We start from the raw sequence: 23316 nt of genomic DNA, 5'->3' as shown, positions 1-23316 counted from the left end.
GCGCCGAGGCCCTCGTGGCCTCGGCGCTTCGTCGTTGTCGGGATGTGCGAGTATCGAATAGTGAATCAGCCGCAGCCTCCGCCGCCCGGTTTCGTCCCTGCCGGGTACGGCGCCCCCACTCCCCCACCGCGCAGGTCCACCGGCCTCGTGGCCGGGCTCGTGATCGCCGCGGTCGTCGCGGTCGCTCTCCTGGCGTCGACGGTGACCTTCGCCGTCCTCTGGAGCGGGGCCGACGAGCGTGCCGCCACGGCGCAGCGCAACGCGGACACCGCGACCTTGAAGCTGAACGACCTCGAGCAGGCCGCCGCGGACGAGGCCCGCGCGGAGAAGGTCGCCGCCGACTACGCGGCCGCCGCCTCGACGTTCGACTACCGGGACCTGGGCCCGTGGCGGACGGCGCTCACCAAGGGCGTCTCACCGGAGCTGAAGACCAAGCTCGAGGCCACCGTGGGCGCCATGAACCAGATGATGCAGCCCCTGCAGTGGGTGTCCAAGGGCACCGTTCTCGATTCCGTGGTCAGCAACCGCTCCGGGGACGTGTTCAAGGCCAATGTCTACGTGAAGGTGGATGCGACGAATGTGCAGGCGACAGCCGGCCGCGAGGTCATCACCGTCTACACCGTGACGCTGGACAAGAGCAAGGACTGGCAGATCACCGACGTCGGCGGCGTCGGCGGGGCGACCGGCAAGTAGCTCAGGCCAGCGATTCGGCGCTGACGCCGAGGACCTCGGCGATCCGAGCGGTGCTCACGGCGCCCTCGCGCAGCACGCGCGGCTGCGGCCCCGACAGGTCGATGATGCTCGACGCGACGGCGTGCTCCGACGGCCCGCCGTCGAGGTAGACGTCGACCGAGTCGCCCAATTGGTCGCGGGCCTCGAGCATCGTGGCGGCGGGCGGCCGGCCGGAGACGTTGGCGCTGGAGACGGCCATCGGCCCGACCTCGCGCAGCAGTTCGATGGCGACGGGGTGCAGGGGCATCCGCAGCATCACGGTGCCGCGGGTGTCGCCGAGATCCCAGGCGAGGCTGGGCGCCTGCTCGACGACGAGGGAGACGGCGCCGGGCCAGAAGGCGCGGGTGAGCTCGCGGGCGGCGTCGCTGACGCGGCTGACGAGCCCGTCGATGGTGTTCCACGAGCCGACGAGCACGCCGACGGGCATATCGGGGCCGCGGTTCTTCGCGGCGAGCAGGTCGGCGACCGCGCGGCCGTCGAAGGCGTCGCAGCCGATGCCGTAGAGCGTGTCGGTCGGCATGACCACGAGGCGCCCGCCCTTCACCGCGGCCCGGGCGGCGGCGAGGCCCGCGGCGCGGGAATCGGGGTCGGTGCAGTCGAAGGCGCGGCTGGCGATGCTCACGGCTCCATCCTGCCAGTCACGTACCGCGGCCTGCCCGCGAGGTCCCGGTGCTCGGCGACGCCGCCGAATCCGGCGGCGCGCAACGCCTCGGCGGTGCCGGCGCCGTTGCTGTCGTCGTGCTCGACGCCGACGGCTCCCCCGGCGGCGAGCAGCCGTGCGGCGAGCGGCGCGAGGTCCCGGATCAGGTCCAGCCCGTCGGCGCCGGAGAACAGCGCCGCGGCCGGGTCGGCCGCCGCCTCGTGGTCGAGGTCGGCGCCCTCGGGCACGTAGGGCGGATTGGTGACCACCAGGTCGACGGTGCCGAGCAGCCCCGTCAGGCGGGCGGGCAGGTCCGGGTCGCGGACGTCCGCCTCGACTACCGTCGCCGTCCCCGCGAGCGGCGCCGCGGCGGCGTTGCGGCGCAGATAGTCCAGTGCGGCGGGATCGCGTTCGACGAGCACGACGCGCGAGCCCGGCACCGTCGCCGCGAGGTAGAGACCCAGCGCGCCGGAGCCTGCGCACAGGTCCACGATCCCGGCGCCGGGAGCGGAGCGAGCCGGCCGTATGTGATCAGCGCCGGGCGAGACCTGCTGCGCGGCCCAGGCGGCGAGCAGCTCGGTCTCGGGGCGTGGGACGAAGACGCCGGGGCCCACGGCCAGTGTGAGCGGCCCGAAGTACGCCCGCCCCAGGACGTGCTGGAGCGGCTCGCGGGCCGCCCTGCGGGCGATGAGGGCCTCGTACGCAGCGGCCTGCTGCGGGGTCGCGTCGTCCGCGATGGGGATCCGGCCGCGGTCGATGCCCAGAGCCTCGGCGAGCAGGACCTCCGCGTCGAACCGGGCCGACGGTACGCCCGCCTCCGCGAGCCGGACGGTCGCCGCGGCGACGAGCCGGGTGGGCCTCACTCGGCCTCGAGGCGGGCCTGGCGTTCGGCGACCTGGAGCGCGTCCAACAGTGCGTCCATGTCGCCGTCGAGGACCGCGTCGAGGTTGTGCGACTTGTAGCCGATGCGGTGATCCGCGATGCGGTTCTCGGGGAAGTTGTAGGTGCGGATCCGCTCGGACCGGTCGACGGTGCGGATCTGCGCGGCCCGGGAGTCGGACGCGGCGGCCTCGGCCTCCTCCTCCTTGAGGGCCTGCAGGCGCGCGGCGAGCACCTGCATGGCGCGGGCCTTGTTCTGCAGCTGCGAGCGCTCGTTCTGGCAGGTCACGACGATGTTCGTCGGGAGGTGGGTGATGCGCACGGCGGAGTCGGTGGTGTTGACGCCCTGGCCGCCCTTGCCGGAGGACCGGTAGACGTCGATGCGCAGGTCGGACTCGTCGATCTGCACCTCCTCGACCTCGTCGGGCTCGGGGTAGACGAGCACGCCCGCGGCGGAGGTGTGAATGCGGCCCTGGCTCTCGGTGGCGGGGACGCGCTGGACGCGGTGCACGCCGCCCTCGAACTTCATCCGGGCCCACACGCCGTCGATCGCCCCGTCGGCGCCGGGGCCGCGGGACTTGATCGCGAACGTGGCGTCCTTGAAGCCGCCGAGGTCGGAGTAGGTGGCGCCGAGGGTCTCGACCTTCCAGCCGCGGCGCTCGGCGTAGCGCAGGTACATGCGGGCGAGGTCGCCGGCGAACAGGGCCGACTCCTCGCCGCCCTCGCCCGACTTGACCTCGAGCACGACGTCGTCGGAGTCGTGCGGGTCGCGCGGCGCGAGCAGGTCGGTGAGCTGCTGCTCGAGCGCGTCGATCTGCTCGGTCAGCGCGGTCACCTCGTCGGCGAAGGAGGCGTCGTCGGCGGCCAGCTCCTGGGCGGCGGCGCGGTCCTCGCGGGCGGCCTCCAGCTTGCGGTGCGTCGCCATGATCGGCGCCAGCTCGGCGAAGCGCTTGCCCACCTTGCGCGCCGCGCCCGCGTCGTTGTGCAGCGCGGGGTCGGACATCTGCTGCTCGAGACCGGAGTACTCGGCGAGGATGTCGTCGATCGCGGAGGGGGACGAGGCGCTCATGGCGGCGGGCCTTTCTCGGACGGGGCGTCAAGACGGTGCGGGGACGGGTGCCCGTGAAACGCGCCGACGCCCGGCCTGCGGGGCAGGACGGGCGTCGGCGGGACAGCTACTCGGAGGCCGAGGCCTTGCTCGGGCGCTTGCCGTAGCGCTTCTCGAAGCGGGCGACGCGGCCGCCGGTGTCGAGGATCTTCTGCTTGCCCGTGTAGAACGGGTGGCACTGCGAGCAGACCTCGACGTTGATGCGGCCGTCGGCCTTGGTGCTGTGCGTCTCGAACGTGTTACCGCAACCGCAGACAACGGTGGTGGCCACGTAATCGGGGTGGATCCCCTGCTTCATGATTGCCGTCCTTCTCGTTCTTGGTCGCCGGGTCGCCCCTGGCGTGCGCCAGGACCGTGAACCGGAACCCATACCGACGTTCCAGTATGCCAGAACGCACGGGGCTTCGAGAAATTCCCGGGTCCCGGTGACCGCGGCCGCCGTGGTCACGATGCGGCCGACGTTTGGCGGTTGACTGGCGCGCCGTAAGCCGGCCGGTGTTAGCTACGAGCTGTCACCAGACCGGCGCCGGGAGCGAAGCGAGCGGGCCGAGTTCTCGAGTAATCCGGGAGTGAAGACGTGAACGAGTCAGCCAATGGACCTGCGGTGGAGCCCGCCGGGACCGTGATCGGCGGGTACGTCGTGGAGCGCCTGCTGGGCGCGGGCGGCATGGGCGCGGTCTACGCGGCGCGGCACCCGCGGCTGCCGCGCGTGGACGCCCTGAAGGTGCTCCCCACCGCCTTCTCCCACGACCCCACGTACCGGGCTCGGTTCGAGCGCGAGGCCGACATGGCCGCGCGGCTCGACCACCCGAACATCGTCCCGGTGTACGACCGCGGCAACGACGACGGCCGGCTGTGGATGTCGATGAAGCTGGTCCCGGGCCGGGACGCCGCGGCGCTGCTCGCGAGCAACCCGAGCGGCCTGCCCGTCGACCAGGTGCTGACCATCGTCGACGCGGTGGCCGCGGCGCTGGACTACGCGCACACCCAGGGCCTGCTGCACCGCGACGTCAAGCCGGGCAACATCATGATCGACACCACCGGGTCGTCGCCGCGCGTCATGCTCGGCGACTTCGGCATCGCGCGCCAGCAGCAGGAGCACAGCGATCTCACCTCCGTCGGCATGGTGGTCGGCACCCTCGACTACGCCTCGCCGGAGCAGCTCAGCGGCGACCCCGTCGACGGCCGCAGCGACCAGTACAGCCTCGCCGGCACGACGGTGCAGCTGCTCACGGGCGCGAAGCCCTACGGCGCGAGCAGCGGCACCGCCGTGATCCGCGACCACCTGATGGCGCCGCCGCCGGCGCCGTCGCGGCAGCGCCCGGGCCTGTCGCCCGCGATCGACGCGGTGATCGCCCGGGCGATGGCGAAGTCGCCGCAGCAGCGCTACGCCACCTGCCACGACTTCGCGCAGGCCCTGCACGCGGCCGCGGCGGGCGCCTACCCGCAGGGGCAGGCACCGTCGAACCCCACGGCGCGGGTCGCGACCCCGCCGCCCGGCCCGGCACTGCGCCCCGCGACTCCCGCGCCGTTCCAGGGCGTGCCCTCGCAGCCCTTCGCCCGGCCCTCCGGACCGGTCTCGAACCCGCAGGTCGCGGCCCCGCAGGGCGCCTGGCAGGGCGGCCCGGTGGGGCTCGCCGGGCAGGCGCCGCAGCAGGGCGGCACCAAGAAGGGCGTGGTCATCGGCGCGATCGCCGCGGTCGTCGTGGTGGCGGTGGCCGCGATCTCGATCCTCGTGTTCAGCACGGGTTCCGACGAGGCGGTCGCCTCGCCCACCAGCACGCGCAGCGCGCCCGTCACGACCAGCACCACGGCTCCGGTGAACAACCTCTCGACGGTGCGGGACGGCTTCATCGACCCCTGCCTGCTGCCGACGTCCGCGATCGCGGCGCTGGGCATCAGCCCGCTCGCCGACGACCCGGGACAGCGCTCGGGCAACGCCGGCGCGAAGTACGCCTGCAAGGGCTCCGATTCGAAGGCCAGCAACGCGGACGTGAAGTTCGCGACCTTCGTGACCTCCAACTCGTGGGAGACGGGCACGGCCGTCTCCGTCCCCGGGTCGACGAAGTGGCGCTCCTTCACGGTCCCGAGCACCAACACCGCGACGCCCGACTACTGCATCACCGCGTACAAATCCCTGACCAACGGCGTGCTCTACATCGGCCTGCAGAAGGTCGGCAACCGCGACTGCAACCGGGGCGCCGAGATCGCCGCGGCGATCACGCAGTACCTGCCGCAGTAGGCGCGCCCCGTCGGCCCGCCCGACGGTGCCGTCGTCTCCCGCAACGCCTCACGGCACTCCCGCGGGGGTTCTTCCCTCCGGCGCCGGTCGGCAACACGCCCGTCCACTCCCGCGGGAGTTTCTCACCGATCATCGGGTTGCAACCCCGGACTTCTGTGAAAACCTCCCGCGGGAAGGCTCCTCAGGGCCAAGGCATCGGTACCGCTGTGCTGAGCGAGGTTCTCACCACCGCCGACACGGTCCGCCTCAACGTCCTGGTCGGCAGCCCGGCTCGTCGACTGTATGAACGCCATGGATTCGAGACGGTGCATGAGGACGCCGTCGACGTGTTCATGGTGCGCACGGCGGAGAACGTGCCGAAACACCCCTGAACACGCAACGGCGCCCCACTCCCGAAGGAGTGGGGCGCCGTCGTCGGCTTCGCCAGCGTCAGTCGTTGTCGCCGAAGCCGCTGTTCTTCTGCACCGTCATGAGGAACTCGATGTTGTTCTGCGTCTTCTTGAGCTGGCTAATCAGCAGGTCGATGGCCTGCTGGCTGTCCAGCGCGGCCAGCAGCCGGCGCAGCTTGTTGACCACGGCGGCCTCGTCGGGCGCCATGATGAGCTCGTCCTTACGGGTGTTCGACGCCGCGACGTCGACGGCCGGGAAGACGCGTCGCTCGGAGATCTTGCGGTCCAGCTTGAGCTCGGCGTTGCCGGTGCCCTTGAACTCCTCGAAGATCACGGTGTCGCCGGTGGAACCGGTCTCGACCAGCGCGGTGGCGATGATCGTCAGCGAGCCGCCGTTCTCGATGTTGCGCGCCGCGCCCAGGAACCGCTTCGGCGGGTACAGGGCCGTCGAATCGATGCCGCCGGAGAGGATGCGGCCCGACGCGGGGCTCGAGTTGTTGTAGGCGCGGCCCAGGCGGGTGATGGAGTCGAGCAGCACCACCACGTCCTTGCCGCCCTCGACGAGCCGCTTGGCCCGCTCGATGGCCAGCTCGGCGACGGACGTGTGGTCTGACGGCGGCCGGTCGAAGGTGGAGCTGATCACCTCGCCGCGCACGCTGCGCTGCATGTCGGTGACCTCTTCGGGCCGCTCGTCCACCAGCACCACCATGAGGTAGCACTCGGGGTTGTTGGTGGCGATCGCGTTCGCGATGTCCTGCAGCACCGTGGTCTTACCGGCCTTCGGCGGCGCCGAGATCAGGGCGCGCTGGCCCTTGCCGATGGGCATGATCAGGTCGATCACGCGGGTGGTGAGGATGTTCTGCGCGGTCTCGAGGCGCAGTCGCTGGTTGGGGTAGAGCGGCGTGAGCTTGTTGAACTCGGGCCGGTTCTTCGCCGACTCCACGTCCTGGCCGTTGACGGAATCCAGGCGCACCAACGGGTTGAACTTCTGCCGGTTGCTCTGGTTGCCGCGGCCACCGCCGCCGCCCTGGTTGCCGCCGCCGTCGTTGTTCTCGCCGTCCCGGGGCATCTTCACGGCGCCCGTGATCGCGTCGCCGCGGCGCAGGCCGTTGCGGCGGATCATGTTCATCGAGACATAGACGTCGTTCGGCCCCGCGATGTATCCGGAGGTCCGCACGAAGGCGTAATTGTCCAGCACGTCGAGGATGCCGGCCACGGGCTGCAGGACGTCGTCCTCGCTGACCTGCGGCTCACCGTCGTTCTGGCCCCGGTCGCGGCCGCGGCGGCGCTCGCGGAACCGGCGGCCGCGGCGTCCCGTGCCCTCGCCGTCGTCGTCCGGCCCGTTGTTCTGGTTCCGGTTGCCCTGGCCCTGGCCGCCCTGGTTGTTGTTCTGATTGCGCTGGCGGTTCTCGCCCTGCTGGCGGTCGGCCTGCTGGCGGCCCTCGCCGTCCTGGTTCTGGTTGCGGCGCTGGTTGCGCTCGCGACGCTGGCCCTGCTGCTGGCCCTGGTCGCCGTCGTTCTTGGGCGCATCGTTCTTGACGGCCTCGGCCCGGGGCGCGTCGCCCTGGGCGGTCGCGTCGCCGTTCTCCGACGGTGCGCGATCGGCCTTCGCCGCCCGCTCGCCGCGGGGGGCCCGGGCCGCGCGGCCCTCGGCCTTGGGCGCCTCGGCGGCATCGGCCGTGGTGGCCTCGGCCTTCGGAGTCTCCGCGGTGGCCTCGGCCTTCGGAGCCTCGGCTCGGGGGGCGTCGGTCGCGGGCGCCTCGGCCTGGGGGACCGCGTTCTTGGGCGCCTCGTTCTTGGGCGCATCCGCCTTCGCGGCGTCGAGCTTGGCTGCCTTCGGCGCGGCCTTGCCGGCGCCGCCGTGGTCGTTGATCGCGGCGATGAGATCGCCCTTGCGGAGTCCCGAGACCCCCTTGATCCCCAGCTCGCTCGCGATGCCTCGCAGTTCGGCCAGCACCATGCCGTTGAGGCCCGAGCGGCGTCGCTCATCGGCGCGCGTGGTGCTGGCCGCGGCGGTGGCCGTCTCCGGGCTGGTGGTCACGTCCGTTTCGGTCACGGAGTTCCTTTCAATTCCCTGTTCGCGCACTGCGGAAGCAGGGGCCTACCGTGCTCGCCGGGCTGTCCTGCGTTGGTACACAGGTGTTTTCGCGGGCGACGCACGAATGACGAAGGTGCTTGTTGCGCTTCGGCTGCCGGGCCCCGCGTTTCCGGCGGGGGCACAGATGTCTCGGCCTGATGTGGAGACCGGCGCGCCAACACGTCCGAGGCTGGTTGCTGGGCGTGGAATGGCAATGTGCCGAAGTAGCGTCCGCACACTGGTCGGACACTTTTGCCATGATAGCGCGGGTCCCGGCCCCCGGCAATCACCACCCCTGCGTTTCCGCGTTTCGGGCCCGCGCAACCATCCGCGCACGTGCCGCGTCCGCCCCTGCCGATCGCGGATACCACACGACTGCGCGCACGTTCCGCGTCCGCACAGCCGCGCCGGATGCGCGGAAACGCTCCCGCGCACGCGGCGCGTGCGCGGGCTCAGCCCCGGACGACCCCGTCGGCGATGGGGAGTTCCCGCACCGTGAAGCCGGCCTCGGCGGCGGCGTCGGCGAGGCGGGTGGGCAGCGCCTGCGGCGTGAGCGCGAGAACGGTCGGCCCGGCGCCCGAGATGGCGGCGGCCACGCCGGCGGCGCGCAGGCGCTCCACCAGCGCGAACGACTCCTTCATCGACGCCGCCCGGTACCGCTGGTGCAGCCGGTCCTCGGTGGCGTCCAGCAGCAGGTCCGGATGCGCGGTGAGCGCGAGGACCATGAGCGCGGCGCGCGAGGCGTTGAACGCGGCGTCTGCGTGCGGCACCAGGCGGGGCAGCATGCCGCGCGTCACCGACGTCGACGACTGCACGTCGGGGACGAAGGCGTACGCCCGGATGTCGGGGTGCACGTCCACCCGCCGCGCCCCGTAGTGCAGGGGTGCCGACGGTGCCGCGCTCGCCGCCGCATGGTCGCGATACCCGGCGACGTCCGGGACGGGCACGGCGGGAACGGTCCACGCGACGACGGCGCCGCCGAGCACGCTCGCGGAGGCGTTGTCGGGGTGGCCCTCGAACTCGGAGGCCAGCTGCACCATCTCGTCGGTGGTGAGCCCGCGAGGCGCGTCGGCATCGGCGGCCAGGGCCGCAGCGGCCGCGATCCCGGCGACGGCCGCGGCCGCCGACGAGCCGAGCCCGCGCGAATGCGGGATCCGGTTCACGCAGGTCAGGCGCAGCCCGGGCGCGGTGACGCCGAGGTGGGCCAGGGTGCGGCGCAGCGCGACGACCACGAGGTGGCGGTCGTCGGTGGGCACCTCGTCGGCGCCCTCCCCCGTGATCGCGACGGTCAGGTCACCGTCGGTCCCGGGGTCCACGGTCTCGACGGTGACGTCGTCGTAGAGCCCCAGCGCGAGTCCGAGGGTGTCGAAGCCGGGGCCGAGGTTGGCGCTGGACGCCGGAACGGTCACGGTGGCCTTCAGGCCGACGGGCAGGACGAGCGGGGCGTTCGAGGCGGGTGACACGGCAGCGGCTACTCCGTCAGGCCCATGGCCGCGGCCACGGCGACGGGGTCGATGCCCACGCGCGCGATCTCGGGCAGGCTGCTCAGGGCCGTGTCGGGGTCCTTGAGGCCGTTGCCGGTCACGGTGCACACCACGGTCGAGCCCTTCTCGATCCAGCCGTCCGCGGTCGCGGCGAGCAGGCCGGCCACGGACGCGGCCGACGCCGGCTCGACGAAGACGCCCTCGGTCTTGGCGACGAGGCGGTAAGCCTCGAGCAGCTTCTCGTCGGTGGCGGCGCGGAACTGGCCGTTCGACTCGTCCTTGGCGGCGACGGCCTGGTTCCACGACGCGGGGCTGCCGATGCGGATGGCGGTGGCGATGGTCTCGGGATCCTTGACCGGGGCGCCGTTGACGAGCGGCGCAGCCCCTGCGGCCTGCACGCCCAGCATGCGCGGACGGCTGCTGCTGATGCCGTCGGCGAAGTACTCGCTGTAGCCGCGCCAGTAGGCGGTGATGTTGCCGGCGTTGCCCACGGGCAGCGCGTGCACGTCGGGGGCCTTGCCGAGCGCGTCGACGATCTCGAAGGCCGCGGTCTTCTGCCCCTCGATGCGCACCGGGTTCACCGAGTTCACCAGGGAGATGGTGTCGAAGGTGGCGGTGGTCTTGCGAGCCAGCTCGAGACAGTCGTCGAAGTTGCCGTCGACCTCGATGATCTTGGCGCCGTACATCACGGCCTGGGCCAGCTTGCCCATCGCGATCTTGCCCGCGGGCACCAGCACGGCGCACTCGAGGCCGGCGATCGAGGCGTACGCGGCGGCGGAGGCGGAGGTGTTGCCGGTGGACGCGCAGAGCACGCCCTTCTTGCCGGTGGCCTTTGCCTCGGTGACGGCCATCGTCATGCCGCGGTCCTTGAAGGAGCCGGTGGGGTTGAGGCCCTCCACCTTCAGGTGCACGTCGCACCCGGTGAGCTCGGAGAGCGCCCGGGCGGGCAGCAGCGGGGTGGCGCCCTCGCGCAGCGTCACGGGCTCCCAGCCCGGCGCCCAGGTGTCGCACACGGGCAGACGGTCCCGGTACGCGGTGATCAGGCCCGGCCAGGGCTGGTGCACGGCGCTAGTCATTGGTTCCCTCCAGACGGAGCACGGAGGACACGGCGGTCACCACGTCCAGGTTCTTCAGGGCCTCGACGGTGGCCGAGAGGGCCGCGTCGGGTGCCTTGTGGGTGAGGATCACGAGCCGGGCCCCCTGGTCCGGGGTGTCGGCCTGCTGCCGGACGGTGCTGATGGAGACGCTCCGCGCGGAGAACTCGTTGGCGACGGCGCTGAGCACGCCGGGCCGGTCCGCGACCTCCATCGCCACGTAGTAGCGGGTCAGCACCTCGCCGATCGGCGCGATGGGCAGCTTGGCGTACGCCGAATCGCGGGGGCCACGGCCGGAGACGACCTTGTTGCGGGCCGCGGCCACCAGGTCGCCCATGACGGCGGAGGCGGTGGGCGCGCCGCCCGCGCCGGCCCCGTAGAACATGAGGCGGCCGGCGTTCTCGGCCTCGACGAAGACGGCGTTGTAGGCGCCGTCGACGCTCGCCAGGGGGTGCTTGAAGGGCACCAGCGCCGGGTACACGCGGGCCGAGACCCGCTGCGCGCCCTCGGCATCGGTGATCTTCTCGCAGATCGCGAGCAGCTTGATGGTGCAGTCGAAGGCCTTCGCGGCCTCGATGTCGGCGGCCGTGACGCCCGTGATGCCCTCGCGGTGCACGTCGTCGGCCTTGACGCGGGTGTGGAAGGCGATCGACGCGAGGATCGCGGCCTTGGACGCGGCGTCGTAGCCCTCGACATCGGCGGTCGGGTCGGCCTCCGCGTAGCCCAGGCGGCCGGCCTCGGCGAGCACGGTCTCGTAGGCCTCGCCCTTCTCCGCCATGTTGGAGAGGATGAAGTTGGTGGTGCCGTTGACGATCCCCGCGACCAGGTCCACGGAGTCGCCGGCGAGCGACTGCTGCAGCGGGCGGATCACGGGGATCGCGCCGGCCACGGCGGCCTCGAAGTACAGGTCGGCGCGGGCCTTGTTGGCGGCGTCGGCGAGCTGCCCGGTGTACTCGGCGAGCAGCGCCTTGTTGGCGGTGACCACCGACTTGCCCGCCTTGAAGGCGCTGAGCATCAGCGTGCGGGTGGGCTCGATGCCGCCCATGACCTCGACCACGATGTCGACGTCGTCGCGCCCGACCAGCGCCTCCGCGTCGTCGGTGAGCAGGCTCTTCTTCAGTCCGAGCGCCTTGAGGCCGCGGTCCTTGGCGGTGTCGCGCACGGCGATCCCGCGGATCACGAGGTTCGCGCCGACGCGGGCCGCGAGGTCGTCGGCGTTCTCCACGAGAATGCGCGCCACCTCGGTGCCCACGGTGCCCATGCCGAGGAGGGCGACGCCCAGTTCCCTCTGCTGTGCGGATTCGGTCATCAGAGCACCTCCAGGCTCACCAGGTCGTCCACGGTCTCCCGGCGCAGGATGAGCCGCGCCGCGCCGTCCTTGACCGCCACCACCGCGGGTCGCGGCTGCATGTTGTAGCGGCTGGACATCGAATAGCAGTAGGCACCCGTGGCGGCGACGGCCAGGAGGTCGCCCTCCGCCAGTCCGCCCGGGGTGTCGGTGTCGCGGACCACGATGTCGCCGGTCTCGCAGTGCTTGCCGACGATGCGCGAGCGCACGGGGTCGCCCTGCGGGTCGCGGCTCGCGACGACGGCGGTGTACTCCGCGCCGTACAGGGCGGTGCGGATGTTGTCGCTCATGCCGCCGTCGACGGAGACGTAGCGCCGGAAGCCCTGCGCGACAGCGGCATCGTCCTCGGCCCCGGCGTCGATCACGACGTCCTTGATCGTGCCCACCTCGTACAGCGTGATCCCGGGCGGGCCGGCGATGGCGCGGCCGGGCTCGACGGCCAGATGCGGCGTCGCCAGCCCCAGTGCGGCGGACTCGGTCTCGACGATGTGGCGCAGCTTCGCGGCGAGGTCCGCGACGGGCGGCGGGTCGTCGTGCGCGGTGTAGGAGATGCCCAGGCCGCCGCCGAGGTCGATGGTGCTCAACTGTGCGGTCTTCTCCGCGCCGAAGCGGGCGACCACGTCGCGCAGCAGCTCCAGCACGCGGCGGGCGGCGATCTCGAAGCCGTTGACGTCGAAGATCTGCGAGCCGATGTGGCTGTGCAGCCCCACCAGGCGCAGGTTGTCGGCGGCGAAGACGGCAGTGACCGCCTTCATCGCCGGCGAATCGGACCCGTTCGAGGCGAGCGAGAAGCCGAACTTCTGATCCTCGTGCGCGGTGGAGATGAACTCGTGCGTGTGCGCCTCGACGCCCGGCGTGAGACGGATCAGCACCTCCTGCACGGAGTTCCGCTCCCCCGCGACGGCGTCGAGCCGCGCGATCTCCGAGAGTGAGTCCACCACGACGTGACCGATGCCGGATTCGACGGCGTAGTCCAGCTCGGCGACGGACTTGTTGTTGCCGTGCAGCGCGATCCGCTCCGCGGGGAAACCCGCGCGCAGCGCCACGGCGAGCTCGCCGCCACTGCACACGTCGAGGTTCAGGCCCTCGTCGCGCACCCAGCGGGCGATCTCCATGGACAGGAACGCCTTCGAGGCGTAATGCACCGCCGCGTCGTCGCCGAAAGCCTCCCGCATGCCGCGGCAGCGGGCGCGGAAGTCCTCCTCGTCGATCACGAGCAGCGGCGTGCCGAACTCGGCTGCTAGCGCGGTGACGGGCACACCGGCGACGGAGACGGCTCCGTCGGCCTCCCGGCGCGCGTGGGCGGGCCACACGGCCCGGTCCAGTTCACTCACGAGTGGTGGCCTCTCACATCCGGTCGGGTGCCGAAACACCCACGAGGGCCAGGCCGTTCGCGAGCACCTGGCGGGTGGCGGCGCACAGTGCCACGCGGGCGCGGTGCAGGTCGGTCGGCTCCTCGTCGCCCATCGGCAGCACGCGGCATTCGCCGTAGAAGCGGTGGTACGCGCCCGCCAGCTCCTCGAGGTACCGCGCGATGCGGTGCGGCTCACGCAGACCCGCGGCGCCCGCCGCCACGGCGGGGAACTCCCCGAGCGTGCGCACGAGGTCGCCCTCGCGGGCGTGGTCGAGCAGGCCGAGGTGCTCCGTCGACGGCTCGATGCCGAGCTCGGCGGCCGAGCGGGCGATGGCCGAGAGCCGCGCGTGCGCGTACTGCACGTAGTAGACGGGGTTCTCGTTGCTGGCCTGGGCGAGCAGGTCCAGGTCGAGGTCGATGGAGGTGTCCACGGAGCTGCGCACCAGGGAGTACCGCGCGGCGTCCACGCCGACGGCGTCCACCAGGTCGTCGAGGGTGATGACGGTGCCGGCCCGCTTGCTCATGCGGACGGGCTTGCCGTCCTTGACGAGGTTCACCAGCTGACCGATGAGGACCTCGATGCGGTCGGGGTCGTAGCCGAGCGCGGCGGCGGCCGCCTTGAGCCGGGCGATGTAGCCGTGATGGTCCGCACCGAGCATGTAGATCGCGAGGGTGAAGCCGCGATCGAACTTGTGCTTGATGTAGGCGATGTCGCCCGCGATGTAGGCGGCGTTGCCGTCGGACTTGATGACGACGCGATCCTTGTCGTCGCCGTAGTCGGTGGCCTTGAGCCACCAGGCGCCGTCCTGCTCGTACAGGTTGCCGCCCGCCTTGAGCTGCTCGACGCTGCTCTCGACGAGGCCGGAGGTGAACATCTCGTCCTCGTGCGTGAAGACGGCGAAGTCGGTGCCGAACTCGTGCAGCGTGCGCTTGATGTGCGCGAACATGAGCTCGACGCCGTCCGCGCGGAACGCCTCGATCCGCTCGGCCTCGGGGAGATCCAGGATGCCCGGGCGGCCCTGCACGACGGTGGCCGCGATCTCGCCGATGTAGTCGCCGGCGTAGCCGTCCTCGGGGGTCGGCTCGTTCCGCGCGGCGGCGTCGAGCGACCGGGCGAAGCGGTCGATCTGCGCGCCGTGATCGTTGAAGTAGTACTCGCGGGTGACCTCGGCCCCCTGCGCCTCGAGGACGCGGCCCAGGCTGTCGCCGACGGCGGCCCACCGGGCGCCGCCGAGGTGGACGGGGCCCGTCGGGTTGGCGGAGACGAACTCGAGGTTGATGAGCGCCCCGTCGAGCGCCGTCCCGTGACCGAACGCGCCCGCCTGCTCGAGGATGCTCACGACGAGCTGGTTCTGCGCGTCCGCGGCGAGGCGGATGTTGAGGAAGCCGGGGCCCGCCACGGTCGCCTCGTCGACGCCGTCGGCGGTGCCGAGCGCCTCGGCGAGCCACGTCGCCAGGTCGCGCGGGTTGACGCCCGCCTTCTTGGCCACCTGCATCGCGATGTTCGTCGCGTAGTCGCCGTGTTCGGGGTTGCGGGGCCGCTCGACGGTGACGCGTTCGGGCAGCACGGAGGCGTCGAGGCCGCGCTCGGTGAGCACGGTGGTCGCGGTGGCGTGCAGGAGTTCCGAAAGGTCAGCGGGAGTCACCGGTCCATCCTAAGGTGCGCCTGACCGCCCGGTTTCCGCCGGGCCCGCCCTATGCGCTAACCTTGCTACGCCCTGCGCCCCCGTAGCTCAGGGGATAGAGCGTTCGCCTCCGGAGCGAAAGGCCGCAGGTTCGAATCCTGCCGGGGGCACTTCCTTCTTCGCCGCTGAGGCATCGCCTCGCGTGCCATCCCGAACTCTGCCGAGTGCACGCGCGTGCGCGGCGTTCCCCGCGTCGACTTCGCTACGCTGAAGCTCCTGTCCACGATGAATCGTGTCGCCTCGACGTCTGGAGCCGACGTGCTGAACCGACAGATCTTCGCCGACCCGCCGCGGCCGTTGTCCGAGCGCGAGGAGTGGAACGCGCGGTACGCGGCGCGTCGGGCCGCACGGCAGTCACGCAACACGCTGCGCACCGCTCGCGGGCAGTACCGGCGCTACCGCCGGGATCTCGGCGGCGACGCCTACCTGGATTGGCCGCGCTGGAAGGCCGAGTACGACAAGACCTACCGCACCATCGGGAGGCCGATCCCGCCCGGTGACAGGAGCGTGCCGCCACCCGTCGCCTGACGCCCGCGCCGGCGATGCCCGCGCGACCGGACAGTGATCCAATGGATAGGTGAGCGAACCACTCCACGATCCCCCGCCCCGCGTCGCGCGGGTCCGCTCGCTCGTCTTCGCCGACGGTGCGCCCGTCTGGCGGTGGCGGGCCGGCCTGCGGGCCGCGGCGGCGGTGGCGATCCCCGGGGCCGGGCTGGTCGCGGCGGGGCACGCGAGCTCGGCCCTCTTCACCACCTTCGGCGCCTTCGCCGTGCTGTACGGCGAGGGCCGCGCCTTTCGGGTCCGCGGGCACGTGGTGGCGGCCGCGGGGCTGGCGCTGCTGGTCGCGGTATCCGTCGGGGCGACGATCGGCTGGGCGGTGCCCGCGGGCGGTGTCCTTCTCAAGACCTGCGCCGTGCTGATGACGGTGGTCCCGGCCGCCGCCGCGGTCTTCGTGGTGGATGCGCTGCGGTTGGGTCCGCCGGGTGCCCTGTTCTTCGCGCTGGTCGGGTCCGGAGGGCTGATCGCCGTCGAATCCGGTGCCGATCCCGTGATGCTGGTGGTCGGTGCCGCCCTGGGCGCGATCTCGTCGGTGGTGGTCTCGATGTCCGGGGTGCTGGTCGACCCGTCGGCGCCGCAGCGGGAGGCCGCGGGGCGCGCGATCGGGGCGGTGAACGCCTACCTCGCCACCGACGGTCCGCCGTCCGCCGAGCGCCGGCACGCCGCGGGTTCCGCCCTGGTCGCGGCCTGGTCGACGATGGACGACGCGCGGTCGGCGAGCCGTCCCGCCGATGCGGCGCTGCTGGCCGACCTCCGGGACGCCAACCGACGCTTCGCCGCCGCCTCCGCCGACGACGCGGACACGGAGGCCGACCCCACGCGCGCCGTCACCACGTCGCGGCTGCGGCCGACGATCGCCTATCGGCTCGGGCGCTCCCTGAGCCCGTCCTCGCACGCGGCGATCACCGCCGGCCGGGTGGGCGTCGCCTGCCTCGCAGCGGGCGCGGTGAGCATCGCACTCGGGTTCGAGCGGCCGCACTGGGCCGCGATCAGCGCGCTCGTGGTGCTGCAGACCGGGGTCGACCGCGTGCACGGGACCGTACGCGCGCTGCACCGATTCCTCGGCACCGCAGTCGGATTGGTGCTGTTCGCGGGCCTGCACGCGGCGGCTCCGCAGGGCTACGCCCTCATCGCGGTGGTCGCGGTGCTGCAGTTCTGCATCGAGATCCTCGTCGTCCGCAACTACGCCGCGGCGGTCGTCGTGATCACCCCGGTCGCGCTGCTGGCGAGCGGGGCGGGCGTGACCGGCGGGGCCGCAGGCCCGGTGATCCGTGACCGTCTCGTGGAGACGCTCGTCGGCGTGGTGATCGCGCTGCTCGCGATGTACCTGCTGGACCCGGGCGCGCACCGTCGCACCTTCGCCTGGACCGATCGCCGGATCCGCGCCGCGGCCACCGACCTGGCGGGCATCGCAGGCTCCGGCCCAGCGGACGCCCCTCACGCTCGCGTGGCGGCACGCCACTTGCACTTCGAACTGGAGGGCGGAGTGCGCGCGGGCATCGACTCGATGCACAACGAGCCCGAGTGGACAGCGGAGCGCTGGCCCGCACGGGCCGCACTCGTGCACGACGGTTACGACCTCACGTCCGCCTTCTGGACGACCGCGCCGGACGCCCGCCTCCCCGACGCCGCCGCCTGGCGGAGCCGGTTCTGAGGCATCAGGCGGCGCGGGCGTCGGTGTTCGACGGTGCGCACCAGGCGGTGTCGGCATCGTGTTCGGCGAGCAACTGTTCGAGGAGCGGCGGGCCGTGCGGACCATCGAGGACCGTCGCGATCAGGTCGTGATCGGCAGAGCTGTCCTCGAACTGGCGGCGGAGGTCCTGTTCGACCCACGCGTCCCGGAACTGCGCGCACCGGGTGCGCCAGCGGACGAGTGCCTCGCGATGGAGCTCCTCGGCGTGGCGCCGGTGATTGACGCGATGCGTCCCGGCGGGATCGGCGCCGCGTCGCCAGCCGGTCCGCCCGGCGTACGGCTCGCCGTGCGGGATCGTGATGGTCTCCCATCCGCGCGGGTTCTCCGTCAGGTCGGGGACGACCTTACCGTGGTGGGCGTCGCAGGCGAGCGTGAGCGCGGTGACGTCGGTGGCGCCGCCGTGGGCCCACTCGGTGATGTGGTGCACCTGGCAGCGGGTGGCGGGCGCGTCGCATCCCGGTGCACTGCAGCCCTTCTCGGAGCCGTACAGCGCGATCCGCTGATCCGCGGACGCGAGGCGCTTCTCCCGCCCCAGGAACAGCGGCCGCGAGGCGAGGTCCAACACCAGGACGTACTTCGGGTTGGTGCCCATCATCCGCAGCGCGTCGGCGACGGGGAGCCGTCCACCGGTGGCGGTGGTCGCGATGCCGGTCTCCGACTCGAGCTGATCGATGCCGAGCGTGATGATCGGGACGCAGGGCAGCCCTCGATGGCTGCCGAGTTCGCCCGAGCCGATGACGATGCCGAGCACATGGGCGAGGGCGTCGTGGTTGCGTTGCGCCGCGCTCCGGGTGTCGCGCGCGGCGGCGGCGCGGACCGCGTCCGCGTCGCCCGGATCGACCGGGGCCGCGGCATCGTCGGGATTGCCCACGCCCGCGCGGGCGAACATCTCGAGTACCACGTCGAGCAGGGCGCGACACTCGGGCGACAGCGCGCCGCCGAGGTCGGACATCAGGTCGTCGCCCTGGGCGCTCACGGTGAGCTCCCGCGAGCGCCGGATGCGATCCCGGTCCGGCTCGGCACCGTCGGGATCGAGGAGGGCGACGGCGCGCTTGCCGATCTGATCGATGTCCTCCGGCGGCACACTCTCCGCCGCCGTCACGAGGATCTCTTCGAAATCGTCGAGGTCGCCGCCGTTGAGGCGGTAGCACTTGTCGAGGATCCGCCCCATCGCCGTGGCGTGCCGTTCGGAGATCCTGCCCTCGCGCTGCGCCTCCGCGATGAGTTCGTACTTGGGCTCGGGCGCGAAGCCGCGGGCGTGACGCGGCACCCGGTTGTACGCGCCGTGCATCCGATCACGCGCCTCCGTGCCGGCGAGCCGCAATTGGTCGACGAGGAGTTCCTTGAGCCCGGTGTAGCCCAGCTCCGCCGGCAGCCCCTGCTCGAACGCGACCCCGGCCAGCACGTTCTGGCCGTACGGGACCTGGCGGGCGGCCGTCTCCAGGCGACGCAGACAGTCGAGCACCTGCTGCGAGGACAGCATCACCGGATCCGCGGAGGCCAACCGCTCGGCCGCCTGCTCGAACACGACGAGGGCGTCGAGATACTCCTCTGCCGTACAGGAATCCATTCGCTCTCACCCCCTCGCTCCCCTTCAATCCTACCGCTGCGTTCGAGCACATACCACACACTCGAATATTCATTCGTGATTCAGCCCGGCACCACGAGAGGTTCGAGGGCGCCACAGAGAACCGCCTCGCCGGGGACGGGAGCCGACTCTTGTTTGGCCTAACAAGGTTTCGGGCGTCGAGTACGCAGTCAATGGAACCCGTTCTTGCCGATCCCAAAGCCCTTGCAATCACGAACGCGGCGGGGTTGTGCGTGGGACGATCTGACGCATGGAGGAGATGACTTTCGGAGCCGGGGCACCGCGCCACCTCCTCCGCCGCATCGAGCTCCGGGATCAGCTGTGGCGGTATGCCATCGCGGCCCTGACGCTCGGGTTCGGCGCGTTCGGCGCGGTCACCATCGTCATCCCCGACGGTGCGGGCGATAGCCGGTGGCGACAGATCGCGATCGGGCTCATCTGCCTCAGCGTGATCCCCGCGTCGACCCTCGTCGCCAGGACTCCGCTCGCCGGCGCGCTGTGGTCGAAGGGAACCCGCGGCAAGGGCAGCATCGCCTTCGTCGCCTACGCCGACATCGGCCTCGCCGGCGTCGTGCTGTGCATGCAGAACGCCCAGGCGGCTCTGATCGGTACGGGTCTGTTCGCCGTGATCGGCGCCTACGTGGCCCACTTCGTGGACGGGCGAGTCATGGCCCTCCACATCGCCTTTTCGACGACGGTGATCCTCGTGCTCGGCGGCGTGCTTCTCACGGCGGGGTTCTACCCGCTCACCGTGGGGCTCGAAGTCGTCGTCGCGATCGTCGTGGCCAACGCCGTGGTGGCCCTGCTGCGGCGATACACCGTCGAGATGCAGCGACTGATCAGCAGGCAGCTGCTCGAGTCGTCCCTCGATCCGCTGACGAGCGTCCTCAATCGTCGCGGCTTCGCGTTCTCGAGCGGCCGCCTCCTCCACCGCGCGACCGGCGAGCTGGTGGTCGCGGCGATCGATGTCGACCAGTTCAAGGCCATCAACGATCGCTTCGGGCACACCGTCGGCGACGGTGTCCTGCGCAATGTCGCGCGCCTGATCGCGGCGGGGACGACGCCGAACGCCGTCGTCGCCCGCCTCGGCGGCGACGAGTTCGCCGTCATCAGCGCGAACCCCGAGCGCGACGCGATGTTCCTGAGCGAGACCATCCACCGGGACCCGGTGCGACTGCCGGACGGGAGCGCCGTGTCCCTGAGCATCGGCCTCGTGCGCGTGGATCACGCCCCGGCGGCCCGCACTCCGCGCACCGCGTCGGCCGTGCTCGACGACCTGAACGACCGCGCCGATCGCGCCCTGAAGGCGAGCAAGACGGCGGGGCGGAACCGGACCACCACGATCGACGGATGAATCTGTCGCCGCGCGCCGAACCGCCCCGCTCGCGACGGGCCCGAGCGTGACGGCCCGTGAGTCCGATCGCCCGCCGCCTACGATCGAGACATGGTGATCCGCCGCTCCGTGGTCCACGAGGACTTCTTCGCCCCGGACGAGGCCGCTGTAACCTACTCCCCGGAGCTGCCGCGAACGACCCGCAGCCACAACAGACTCATCGAAGAGTGCGGCGTGCCGCGCACGCCCGAAGAGGCCGCGCTCCTCGGGTGCCTGATGGCGCTGCGGGACGGCAGCATCACCGAGGCGTGGTGCGTCGGAGTGATCGATGCGGGCACCACCGGGGACCTCTTCCACGTCGTCTACCGCTGGTGGGACCACCCCGTCACGCTGGGATTCGCGACGGAGGCGACGATCTCACCGCTCTACGGCACCGTCGGCGATCCGGAGACCGTCGGCCGGGACGCCGCCGCCTTCTGCATCGGCGAGCCCCTCGGGGCGCGTGCTGATCACCTCGTCCGGGACGCTAACGGCGTCCACTGGTGGGGAACCCCGCTGCCGGAGTGAGGTTTCAGGCCCGACGGTGCGCGACCGCGCGGAAGACCGACGGCGCCACCCGGCGGAGGAGCTCGACCAGGACGATCGCCAACCCGCCGAAGGCGAAGCCGGTGCCCACCATGGCGGGATCGCTGATGTCGAGGAAGAACTTCTCCTGCGCCAGCGGGATCGAGAACAGCACCACGTAGAACGCGACCGAGCCGCCCACGAGCAGGATCTTCCACCAGGTGTACGGCCGAGCCACGATCCCCAGGACCCACAGTGAGCCGACGAGCAGCGCGATGAGGGCCGCCGTCGAGGCCTGGATCTGCTCGACGCTCAGCGTCGCGGCCTTCCCGCCCAGCGCCGCGCCGGAGCCGCCCGGGTTGACCACGAGGTAGCACAGGAACGTCGCCAGGCCGATCCCCACGCCCGACGGTGCCGCCAGCCGCAGCACGCGCCCGACGAACCCGGTCTTCGCCCGCTCGTTGTTGGGCGCCAGGGACATGACGAAGGCGGGAATACCGATGGTGAACCAGGCCGCGATCGTCACGTGGATCGGCTGGAACGGGTACGAGATCGGCGCGAACCCGAAGATCTTGGCGCCCAGCCCCGCCAGGCCGACGAGCCACGCCAGGAGCACCGCGTACACGGTCTTGGTGAGGAAGAGGTTCGCGACCCGCTCGATATTGCCGATCACCCGCCGGCCCTCGCCCACCACGTAGGGCAGGGTGGCGAACTTGTTGTCCAGCAGCACGATCTGCGCGACCGACCGCGCGGCCGAGCTGCCGGAACCCATCGCCACGCCGATGTCGGAGTCCTTGAGCGCCAGCACGTCGTTCACGCCGTCGCCGGTCATGGCGACGGTGTCGCCGCGCGACTGCAGCGCCTTGACCATCGCCCGCTTCTGGTCGGGGCGCACGCGGCCGAAGGTCACGTTGTCCGTGACCACCTCGCCCAGTTCGTCGTTGTCGGAGGGCAGCTTCCGCGCGTCGACCGACGAATCGGGCGAGCCGAGGCCCAGCGAGTGCGCCACCGCGCCCACCGAGACGGCGTTGTCGCCGGAGATCACCTTCACGGCGACGCCCTGCGAGTCGAAGAAGTCGAGCGTGTCGCGGGCGTCCACGCGGACCCGCTGCTCCAGCGCGATCAGGGCTCGCGGCACCAGGTTTCCCGGCGCCTCGAGCCCGTCGACCTCGGTGTCCACCGGCACGTCGGTGGAGGCCACCAGCAGCACCCGCAGCCCCGTCGAGCCGAGCTCGGTGGCGCGCCGCGCACCGTCGGACTCGGGATCGAGGAGGACGTCGGCGGCGCCGAGGATCCAGTTCCCCTGCGGCGCGACACCGTCGGCGAGCGAGATCCCGGACCACTTCTTGGCGGAGCTGAACGGCGCCACGGCTGCGGCGCGCCAGTCCGGCGCGTCGGGGTAGGCCTCGGCGATCGCCTGCACGCTGGCGTTGGGGCGCGGATCGAGCGCGGCGACGGCGGCGAGCGCGCGCTCGATGTCGGCGCGGTCCCCGTCGAGGACGTCGAGCTCGGAGAGGCGCATGCCGTTCTCCGTGAGCGTGCCGGTCTTGTCGGCGCACACCACGTTCACGCGGGCCAGGCCCTCGATCGCGGGCAGCTCCTGCACGAGGCACTTGCGCTGGCCAAGCCGCACCACGCCGACCGCGAAGGCGATCGAGGTCATCAGGACGAGCCCCTCGGGGACCATCGGCACCAGCGCCGCGACCATGCCCAGGATCGCCTGGTTCAGTTCCTGTTTCGAGATCACCAGCTGGTTGAACACGGTGAGCACGCCGGCCGGGACCAGCAGCCAGGTAATCACCTGCAGGATCTTGTCGATCCCGGAGCGCAGCTCGGAGTTGACGAGGGTGAACTTGCTGGCCTCGTCAGCGAGCTTCGCCGCGTAGGCGTCGGCGCCGACCTTCGTCGCGCGGTAGGCCCCCGAGCCGGAGACCACGAAGCTGCCGGAGAAGATCTCGTCGCCGAGCTGCTTGTCGACGGGATCGGCCTCGCCGGTGAGCAGCGACTCGTCGACCTCGAGGGCCTCGAACTCGATCGTCTCGCCGTCGACCACGATCTGGTCGCCGGGCCCGATCTCGATGACGTCGTCGAGCACGACGTCCGACTGCCCCACCTCGGTGGCGACACCGTCACGCCGCACCACCGGGTGCGCCTGCCCGACGATGGCCAGCGAATCGAGGGTCTTCTTGGCGCGCAGCTCCTGGATGATGCCGATGCCCGAGTTGAAGACGATGAGCAGGCCGAACAGGCCGTTGATGAGCGAGCCGGTGAACAGCACCAGCAGGAAGAGCACGCCGAGCATCGCGTTGATGCGGGTGAAGACGTTGGCGCGGACGATGTCCCAGGTGCTCCTGCCCGACCGGTTGGGCAGCGTGTTGACCCGGCCGTCGCGCACCCGCTCCGCGACCTGCGCCGCGGTGAGGCCGGACGCGGGGACGCCGGAGGTCGTGTCGGGGGCAGCAGTCATGATCGCGAGTCTAATGATGCCCCCGCGCCCGCGGCCCTGTGGTGACGCCCGTGACGCCGCGTGTTGTTAGGTTCCCCTCGT

At 71.7% G+C, this 23316-nt stretch carries 19 protein-coding genes and 1 tRNA gene; 8 read left to right on the top strand and 12 right to left on the bottom strand.

From position 1 onward, the window contains the following. Positions 1–60: 60 nt before the first annotated feature. Positions 61–693, top strand: a complete 633-nt coding sequence (locus ACM9LD_RS23540; protein ID WP_415678946.1) for a hypothetical protein — start codon at positions 61–63, stop codon at positions 691–693. Position 694: 1 nt separating this feature from the next. On the opposite strand, the gene ACM9LD_RS23535 is transcribed toward ACM9LD_RS23540, so the two are convergent. The 4 genes from ACM9LD_RS23535 to rpmE form a co-directional block, all read right to left on the bottom strand. Beyond that, positions 695–1354 (bottom strand): L-threonylcarbamoyladenylate synthase, encoded by a 660-nt coding sequence (locus ACM9LD_RS23535; protein WP_415678945.1) that lies wholly within the window; start codon positions 1352–1354, stop codon positions 695–697. After that, a complete protein-coding gene (gene prmC / locus ACM9LD_RS23530) occupies positions 1351–2235 on the bottom strand; it encodes a peptide chain release factor N(5)-glutamine methyltransferase (RefSeq protein WP_415678944.1) in 885 nt (294 codons plus the stop codon). The genes ACM9LD_RS23535 and prmC overlap by 4 nt, the downstream gene beginning before the upstream one ends. After that, complete coding sequence (prfA, locus tag ACM9LD_RS23525; protein WP_415678943.1) at positions 2232–3320, bottom strand: peptide chain release factor 1; 1089 nt, start codon at positions 3318–3320, stop codon at positions 2232–2234. The genes prmC and prfA overlap by 4 nt, the downstream gene beginning before the upstream one ends. A 106-nt stretch (positions 3321–3426) precedes the next feature. After that, a complete protein-coding gene (gene rpmE / locus ACM9LD_RS23520) occupies positions 3427–3657 on the bottom strand; it encodes a 50S ribosomal protein L31 (RefSeq protein ID WP_013125904.1) in 231 nt (76 codons plus the stop codon). 279 nt (positions 3658–3936) lie between these two features. On the opposite strand from rpmE, the gene ACM9LD_RS23515 reads away from it, so the two are divergent. Next, positions 3937–5601: a serine/threonine-protein kinase gene (locus tag ACM9LD_RS23515; RefSeq protein ID WP_415678942.1), complete on the top strand. Its 1665-nt coding sequence runs from the start codon at positions 3937–3939 to the stop codon at positions 5599–5601. 206 nt (positions 5602–5807) lie between these two features. Then, positions 5808–5972, top strand: a complete 165-nt coding sequence (locus ACM9LD_RS23510) for an N-acetyltransferase (RefSeq protein ID WP_415678941.1) — start codon at positions 5808–5810, stop codon at positions 5970–5972. Positions 5973–6030: 58 nt separating this feature from the next. On the opposite strand, the gene rho is transcribed toward ACM9LD_RS23510, so the two are convergent. The 6 genes from rho to argS all read right to left on the bottom strand — a co-directional run bounded on the left by rho (position 6031) and on the right by argS (position 14993). Further along, on the bottom strand, positions 6031–8046 hold the full coding sequence (rho, locus tag ACM9LD_RS23505; RefSeq protein WP_415678940.1) for a transcription termination factor Rho: 2016 nt from the start codon (positions 8044–8046) through the stop codon (positions 6031–6033). 473 nt (positions 8047–8519) lie between these two features. Continuing rightward, positions 8520–9530: a homoserine kinase gene (thrB, locus tag ACM9LD_RS23500; protein WP_415678939.1), complete on the bottom strand. Its 1011-nt coding sequence runs from the start codon at positions 9528–9530 to the stop codon at positions 8520–8522. An 8-nt stretch (positions 9531–9538) separates the two neighbouring features. Further along, complete coding sequence (gene thrC / locus ACM9LD_RS23495; RefSeq protein ID WP_415678938.1) at positions 9539–10627, bottom strand: threonine synthase; 1089 nt, start codon at positions 10625–10627, stop codon at positions 9539–9541. Continuing rightward, on the bottom strand, positions 10620–11954 hold the full coding sequence (locus ACM9LD_RS23490; RefSeq protein WP_415678937.1) for a homoserine dehydrogenase: 1335 nt from the start codon (positions 11952–11954) through the stop codon (positions 10620–10622). The genes thrC and ACM9LD_RS23490 overlap by 8 nt, the downstream gene beginning before the upstream one ends. Then, positions 11954–13366, bottom strand: coding sequence for a diaminopimelate decarboxylase (gene lysA / locus ACM9LD_RS23485; RefSeq protein WP_415678936.1), 1413 nt, complete (start codon positions 13364–13366; stop codon positions 11954–11956). Before lysA ends, ACM9LD_RS23490 begins: the two co-directional genes overlap by 1 nt. Continuing rightward, positions 13341–14993 (bottom strand): arginine--tRNA ligase, encoded by a 1653-nt coding sequence (gene argS / locus ACM9LD_RS23480; RefSeq protein ID WP_415678935.1) that lies wholly within the window; start codon positions 14991–14993, stop codon positions 13341–13343. The genes lysA and argS overlap by 26 nt, the downstream gene beginning before the upstream one ends. A 76-nt stretch (positions 14994–15069) precedes the next feature. Between argS and ACM9LD_RS23475 the strand changes: the two genes are divergently transcribed. The 3 genes from ACM9LD_RS23475 to ACM9LD_RS23465 all read left to right on the top strand — a co-directional run bounded on the left by ACM9LD_RS23475 (position 15070) and on the right by ACM9LD_RS23465 (position 17244). Then, positions 15070–15142: transfer RNA gene (locus ACM9LD_RS23475), tRNA-Arg, on the top strand. Positions 15143–15290: 148 nt separating this feature from the next. Continuing rightward, the gene (locus tag ACM9LD_RS23470) at positions 15291–15560 is read left to right on the top strand and encodes a hypothetical protein (protein ID WP_415678934.1); all 270 of its coding nucleotides are present in this window, start codon (positions 15291–15293) and stop codon (positions 15558–15560) included. A 49-nt stretch (positions 15561–15609) separates the two neighbouring features. Then, positions 15610–17244: an FUSC family protein gene (locus tag ACM9LD_RS23465; RefSeq protein ID WP_415678933.1), complete on the top strand. Its 1635-nt coding sequence runs from the start codon at positions 15610–15612 to the stop codon at positions 17242–17244. A 4-nt stretch (positions 17245–17248) separates the two neighbouring features. On the opposite strand, the gene ACM9LD_RS23460 is transcribed toward ACM9LD_RS23465, so the two are convergent. After that, positions 17249–18853, bottom strand: coding sequence for an HNH endonuclease signature motif containing protein (locus tag ACM9LD_RS23460; protein WP_415678932.1), 1605 nt, complete (start codon positions 18851–18853; stop codon positions 17249–17251). A gap of 268 nt (positions 18854–19121) precedes the next feature. Here ACM9LD_RS23460 and ACM9LD_RS23455 point away from each other — a divergent pair, with 268 nt between their 5' ends. Further along, a complete protein-coding gene (locus ACM9LD_RS23455) occupies positions 19122–20225 on the top strand; it encodes a GGDEF domain-containing protein (protein ID WP_415678931.1) in 1104 nt (367 codons plus the stop codon). Between the two features lie 90 nt (positions 20226–20315). Beyond that, the gene (locus ACM9LD_RS23450; RefSeq protein WP_415678930.1) at positions 20316–20771 is read left to right on the top strand and encodes a hypothetical protein; all 456 of its coding nucleotides are present in this window, start codon (positions 20316–20318) and stop codon (positions 20769–20771) included. A 4-nt stretch (positions 20772–20775) separates the two neighbouring features. Here ACM9LD_RS23450 and ACM9LD_RS23445 read toward each other — a convergent pair whose 3' ends face one another. Beyond that, positions 20776–23235 carry an HAD-IC family P-type ATPase gene (locus tag ACM9LD_RS23445; protein ID WP_415678929.1) on the bottom strand — a complete coding sequence of 820 codons (2460 nt, stop codon included), beginning with the start codon at positions 23233–23235 and terminating at the stop codon, positions 20776–20778. Positions 23236–23316: the final 81 nt, after the last annotated feature.

The organism is Tsukamurella hominis, from assembly GCF_965137015.1.
Taxonomy (GTDB): domain Bacteria; phylum Actinomycetota; class Actinomycetes; order Mycobacteriales; family Mycobacteriaceae; genus Tsukamurella; species Tsukamurella hominis.
This window is presented reverse-complemented; position numbering and strand designations above follow the sequence as displayed.